The following is a 5402-nucleotide window of genomic DNA, read 5'->3' as shown; positions in this document are numbered from 1 at the left end:
GAGCAGCCGACGCCGCGCCTGCGGCAGCCGATCGATTCGGCCCAGGAGGGCTCCCTGAACGGTCTCGGGGATGCTCGCAGGCTCGTGGGCGGAAGCCCGCTCCGCGATTGCCCAGGCCAGCTCTTCGAGGAAGAAGGGATTCCCCTCGGCCCGCTTCACGATCGCCTCGGTGAGCACGAGGGGGCCGGCGGCCGCGCCGAGCGCCGATTCCACGATCGCCCGGCTGTCCTCCGGGGACAGCTCCGGAAGCGTGAGCTGCGTCACGTAGGACCTGTCCATCCAGCTCGGCCGGTACCCGGGCCGGTAGCTCGCCACGACGAGAACGGGCACCCCGGCCAGGCGGTCCACGAGGGCGGCGAGGACCTCTTCGGAGGTCCTGTCGATCCAGTGGAGGTCCTCGATCACCAGGACCGCCGGCCGACCGCGACCCTGCCGCAGGACGAGCCGGCGGAGCGCCTCGAACGTGCCGATCTTGATGGTCTCCGGGGAGAGGGGCGCCAGCCCTTCGGTGCCCTCGGTGAAGCCGAGCGCGTGGAGCAAATAGGGCGCGTCCACATCCGGGTCGAGCCCGAGGCCCTCGAGCCTCGCGCGGAGCGTCTGGCTGACCACGGGTGGGAGATCGTCCTCGGTGACGCCGCACGCCTGGCGCAGCACGTCGAGCAAGGGCCCGTATGGCGTGGTGCTGCGGTAGGAGAGGCAGTGGCCCTCCAGGTACGCGAGCCCCGCTCCCGTCAGGCTCTGCCGGAACTCGTAGAGAACGCGTGATTTCCCGACACCCGGCTCGCCCATCAACCCCACCGCCTGGCCGGCGCCCCGCTCGACCCGGCGGAGGAGGTCATGCAGAGCCGTCAGCTCCCGGTCCCGCCCCACAAACCGGCTCAGCGCTCGGCCGCCGAGCCCCAGGCCGGTCGATTCCAGCCCGGCGAGCCGGTAGGCCGGCTCGTCCGAGCCGCCGCCTGCCGCCGTCACGGGCTCGAGCTGGAACCGCCGCGCCAGGAGCCGGGCCGCCGCCGGGCTCACGACGATGGTGTCCGGCGCGGCCTGCTCGACGAGCGCGTCGAGGAGGCCGACGGCTGCCCGTTTGTCCTCCAGCGCGATCTGCCAGCCTCCCTGGACCTGCGCCGTCATGACCGGGCCGCAGTGGATCGCCACGGTCAGACGGAAGGCCGGGACCGCCGCCCGGCGAGCGCGCTCGGCCGCTTTCTGCATGGCCATCGCGGCGTGAGCCGCGCGCACCGGGGCGTCCTCGATCGGCTCCAGGCCGAAGGTCGCCATCAGGCCCGACGGGCCGATCTCTTCGAGCCGGCCGCCGAAGCTCTGCACCTTGCCCAGAAGCGCTTCGAGGGCCGCCACGGCCGCCGACGCCGGCGCCCCCCCCGCCGTCCCGCCGGCCACGCGCAGCAACGCCAGCTGGCGGCGCTCCCAGCGCATGTCCGGGGCCGTGAAGGCCACCGTCGTGCGCTCGGGGTGCTCGGGTCGCGGCAGGACTCGCCGGTGCCGCCGGGCGGCCTTCGGGGGACTGAGCCCATGTTTCTGGATCCGATAGACGAGACTCGTCCGCGGGATCCCGAGGCGAGCGGCGGCGTGGGAGACGTTCCACCGGGTCTCGGTGAGCGCCGCCAGGATGTGCTCCCGCTCGACCGTGTCCACCGCCTCGCCGAGGTTCACCGCGGCGCCCCGGGTCGCTCGCCCGTGGCCGCCGGCGGGTGCCGGCTCGAGACCGAGGGTCTCGACCGTCACCGGCCCGCCTCCCGACAGCAGCGCGGCCCGCTCGATCGCGTTGCCGAGCTCACGGACGTTCCCCGGCCAGGGATGGGCGCGCAAGGCTGCCTCGACCCCCGGCGCGAACGTCGTCGGCGGCATTCCGTACTCCCGGCAGACGCGGTCGAGGAAGTGCCGGGCGAGGAGCAGGACGTCGTCACCGCGCTCGCGCAGCGGGGGCAGACAGAAGGTCAGGACCGAGAGGCGGTGGTAGAGGGCCTCGTGGAAGTGGCGCGCGTGCCGGGCGCGGGCGAGATCCTCGCTGGCGGCGGTGAGAATCCAGACGTCGACGGACTCGCTCCGCGTGCTGCCGAGACGGCGGACCTCGCGCTCCTCGATGGCCTTCAAGAGCTTGGCCTGCAGCCCCTCGGGGAGGAGGCCGATCTCGTCGAGGAAGATCGTGCCGCGGTGGGCGGCCTGGAAGAGGCCGGGCTTGGCCTGGCGGGCGTCCGTGAAGGCGCCGCGCTCGAAGCCGAACATCTCGGCCTCGAGGAGCGTCTCGGGGATGGCGGCGCAGTTGACGGCGACGAAGGAGCTCTCGGCGCGGGGGCTGGCGCGGTGAAGGGCGCTGGCCAGGACGCCCTTGCCGGTGCCGGTCTCGCCCTGGAGGAGGACCGGCGGCAGGCGGTGCGATCTCGCGTGGTGGCGGAGGAGCCGCGTCACCTGCCCCCGCAAGGCGACCATGCCCGGACTCTCCCCGATGAGCTCAGCCAGGGGGTCCATCGCCGGGACGATCATACTCCAGCACGAGCGCGTGCCGGAGACCCGGCAATCGCGCTCGCGTGCTCCCGGCGGCGGGCGTGGCTCGCATTCCAGACCAGCCCTGGCCGGCCGCTCGCACTGCACGTGCGCTGGTGGCGGCTCTGGGGTAGACTCCGGGCGGTGCTTCGCGCCGAGCAGGAGCGAGCCGAGGACGCGGCCGAGCGAACCGGCGAAGGCGCTGGGGCTGACGATCCCCCGGTCGGTGCTCGCGCGAGCGGACGAAGTGATACAGTGAGGCTCACCAGAGGAGGCAGATGATGGCGAAGGACAAGAGCCGAGGCAAGGACAAGGGCAAGGCCAAAGCCAAGAAGAAGGCTCAAGCCAAGACCAAGACCCAGGCGACCCCGGTAAGGACCCAGTACCCCCCGCGGTTTACGAAGGCTCCTGAACCTGTCAAGACTGCCAGCGACACCTTCGGGGGAACGCCGGCCGGAACGAGCGAGGCGCCGAGCCACCAGTAGGCGGCCGTCGACCTCGCGGCGGCGGCTCGCGGGTCAGAGGGTGCTGACCAAATCGCGGGCCGAGTTTTCGGCACCACCACCGACGTCCTCCGGCGGGCCTGGATGGAGACGGCCATCCCCGAGCAGTAGCCTGTTCCAGTCGGGCGCGGCGCCGAGCGCCTGGCGGCGAGCCCGTTACGGACGGGCCGTACAAGCGAGAGGGGGCGGCGATGGGCCGCCCCCTCTCACTGTCCGATTCTAGTGGAGCCGGCGGTCGGACTCGAACCGACGACCTGTCGATTACGAATCGACTGCTCTACCGACTGAGCTACGCCGGCTTCGAGGCCGCACACTACCATAGATGACGGCGGATTGCTTGCCTCGCTGACGACGCCGAGCAGTCGCTCCGATTCCGCCCCGCCGATCCGCCGGAGGACGTGGCACGCCCACGACGGAGTGCCGGAGGACCCCGGGCCGCCGAGCCCCGATCAGGGCGAGCGCTTCTGCCAGCGTCCGGTCTTCCGGGTCAGGCGTCGGACCGCGTAGATCAGAGTGTCCGGATCCACGGGCTTCACGAGATGGCCGGCGAACCCGTGGGCCCAGGTGTTGATGTAGTCCGCGGCGGCGCCGAGCGCCGTGACCGCGAGGACGGGGATCTTCTGCCATCGGAGATCGGCTTCGAGATGCCGCGCCAACGCTAGGCCGTCGAGCTCGGGCATCAGCAGGTCGCACAGGATGATGTGCGGCCGCTCGTGCGCGTGCTCCAGGAGGTCGAGCGCGGCGTGCCCGTGTTCGGCGAGGAGCGCTCGCGCGCCGGCGTGCTCGAGCATCTGACGCAGCACCTCGCGGGTGTCCGCGTGATCCTCGACCACCAGGACGACGAGACCGCGAAGCGGTTGCGCGGAGGTGGCGCGGCCGGCTTGGGAGGCGGTGGAGTCTGGCGTGTTGCGGAGGGCCCGTCGCCGGCTCGCGGTGGCCCTCGGTGGCGCCGGACGGCGGTTCTGCGGTCGGCGGCCTGTGGCGATCGGGTTGACGACCCTCACGAGATCACCACATCACGATGTTGCCGGTGAGGTCAACGGCCAGGGGTGAATCGAATGGGTCCCACTGCGTAAGCGGTCACGCTTGCATCCGGCTCGGCATGGGACTGGCCACGCGCCGGATGGCGTCCGCCGCTCCCGGGACGCGAACTAGCCTAGCAGCTCTCTGAGGAGGCGACGGAGCGCCGGGGGGTCCACCGGCTTCGCCAGCGCCCGGACGCAGCCCGCCGCGAGGAGATGGTCGACGTCCGGCTTCTGCGTGGCGGCCGTGAAGGCGACGATCGGTCTGTCCCGGGTGTGGCGGGGTTCTTCCGGGTTGTCCCGGTCGACGCGGAAACGACCCGGCAGGTGCCGACCGAGCTCGGCCATGGCTTCCGGCGAACCGCAGTCCGCGATCTGAGCTGGGCGGGCGAGGCGAGGGGGCGGCTTACCGCGGCGGCCCTCGCCCGCGGACAGTGCCACAGTGGCGGCGCGAAGTGGCAGAGTGGCCGGGCTTGCGTGCTGAGATTACGCGGACTTGGCGCGCAGGATCCTTGACTTGGGGGGTCGACTGCTCCACCAACTGAGCTACGCCGGCTTCGGGGAAGGTCAAACGGGCCCGCGACAGCCCTGAATAGGGCTCACGGGGCCCCGGTCTAACTTCAGTGAGGACGACCATGGGCATCCGGTGCTGGCTCACTCGACGACGACTCGACGCCTTCCGGGACGGCGAGCTGGAGCCCAAGGTCCGGGCCAGCACGGCCGCCCACCTCACGCGATGCGCTGCCTGCGCCGCCGAGCTGGCGGCGCTCGAGCGGCTGCGGACCGCGCTTCTGGTCGAGGCTCCCGAGCCGCCCGCGGCCGTCTGGGACACCTTCTGGCCGCAGGTGCGCACCCGGATCGCCACGTCCGTGCCTGAGCCCGAGCCCCGTCGTCTGTGGCGGCCCGTGCTGACTTATCCCCGGCTGGCCTTTGGATCGGCGCTGGCGGCGACGGCCCTGGTGGTGCTCGCCGTCCTGGCGCCGTGGCAGCGCGCGCCGGAGACACCCCAGCTCCCCGTGGTGGGAGGCGGGTCGGGCACGATGCCCGCCCCGGCGGAGGCGCCGACCAGCGGGGCCCAGCCGACCGTCGTCGTCCAGTCGGTGGAGACCGCCGATCCTCAGTCGTCGGTCATGGTCTACACGAACCAGGAGTCGGACATGACGGTCGTGTGGGTGTTCGGCCTGGAGCCCACCGACATCTAGTCCCTTCGGAGGGGGCCTCCACGGCCCCCTCCGAGACCTCCGTGCGCCGGGCATGGCGCGTCGCATCGGATGAGACCGGTGCGAGAACCGGAAGGCGAAAGCCGACCGGAAAGTGACCAGGAGGTGCAAGTCCTCTGGAGACCCTGGTGACGGGAACTCCTAGCCGACCGGCCACT

5 protein-coding genes and 1 tRNA gene are annotated in these 5402 nt (G+C 72.0%); 2 read left to right on the top strand and 4 right to left on the bottom strand.

Features of this window, described 5'->3' with window-relative positions:
• Positions 1-2484: sigma 54-interacting transcriptional regulator (locus tag VGW35_22075; protein HEV8310360.1), on the bottom strand; the 2484-nt coding region annotated here is incomplete at its 3' end.
• Positions 2485-2777: 293 nt separating this feature from the next.
• On the opposite strand from VGW35_22075, the gene VGW35_22070 reads away from it, so the two are divergent.
• Positions 2778-2984 carry a hypothetical protein gene (locus tag VGW35_22070; GenBank protein HEV8310359.1) on the top strand — a complete coding sequence of 69 codons (207 nt, stop codon included), beginning with the start codon at positions 2778-2780 and terminating at the stop codon, positions 2982-2984.
• Between the two features lie 241 nt (positions 2985-3225).
• Here the strand turns inward: VGW35_22070 and VGW35_22065 are convergent.
• The 3 genes from VGW35_22065 to VGW35_22055 form a co-directional block, all read right to left on the bottom strand.
• A tRNA-Thr gene (locus VGW35_22065) sits at positions 3226-3301 on the bottom strand.
• 150 nt (positions 3302-3451) lie between these two features.
• Positions 3452-3835: a response regulator gene (locus VGW35_22060; GenBank protein HEV8310358.1), complete on the bottom strand. Its 384-nt coding sequence runs from the start codon at positions 3833-3835 to the stop codon at positions 3452-3454.
• 318 nt (positions 3836-4153) lie between these two features.
• Positions 4154-4372: a hypothetical protein gene (locus VGW35_22055; GenBank protein ID HEV8310357.1), complete on the bottom strand. Its 219-nt coding sequence runs from the start codon at positions 4370-4372 to the stop codon at positions 4154-4156.
• A gap of 287 nt (positions 4373-4659) precedes the next feature.
• On the opposite strand from VGW35_22055, the gene VGW35_22050 reads away from it, so the two are divergent.
• Positions 4660-5226 carry a hypothetical protein gene (locus VGW35_22050; GenBank protein HEV8310356.1) on the top strand — a complete coding sequence of 189 codons (567 nt, stop codon included), beginning with the start codon at positions 4660-4662 and terminating at the stop codon, positions 5224-5226.
• Positions 5227-5402 lie beyond the last annotated feature (176 nt).

The sequence above is a fragment of the Candidatus Methylomirabilota bacterium genome, from assembly GCA_036005065.1.
GTDB lineage: Bacteria > Methylomirabilota > Methylomirabilia > Rokubacteriales > DASRDR01 > DASYQW01.
Note: the sequence above shows the minus strand (reverse complement) of the source record. Positions and strands in the feature narration are given on the sequence as shown.

Bases quoted from the DNA above. Each gene is read 5' to 3' on its own strand.
- VGW35_22070 (HEV8310359.1), top strand. From the start codon at position 2,778: ATGATGGCGAAGGACAAGAGCCGAGGCAAGGACAAGGGCAAGGCCAAA.
- VGW35_22055 (HEV8310357.1), bottom strand. From the start codon at position 4,372: ATGGCCGAGCTCGGTCGGCACCTGCCGGGTCGTTTCCGCGTCGACCGG.
- VGW35_22050 (HEV8310356.1), top strand. From the start codon at position 4,660: ATGGGCATCCGGTGCTGGCTCACTCGACGACGACTCGACGCCTTCCGG.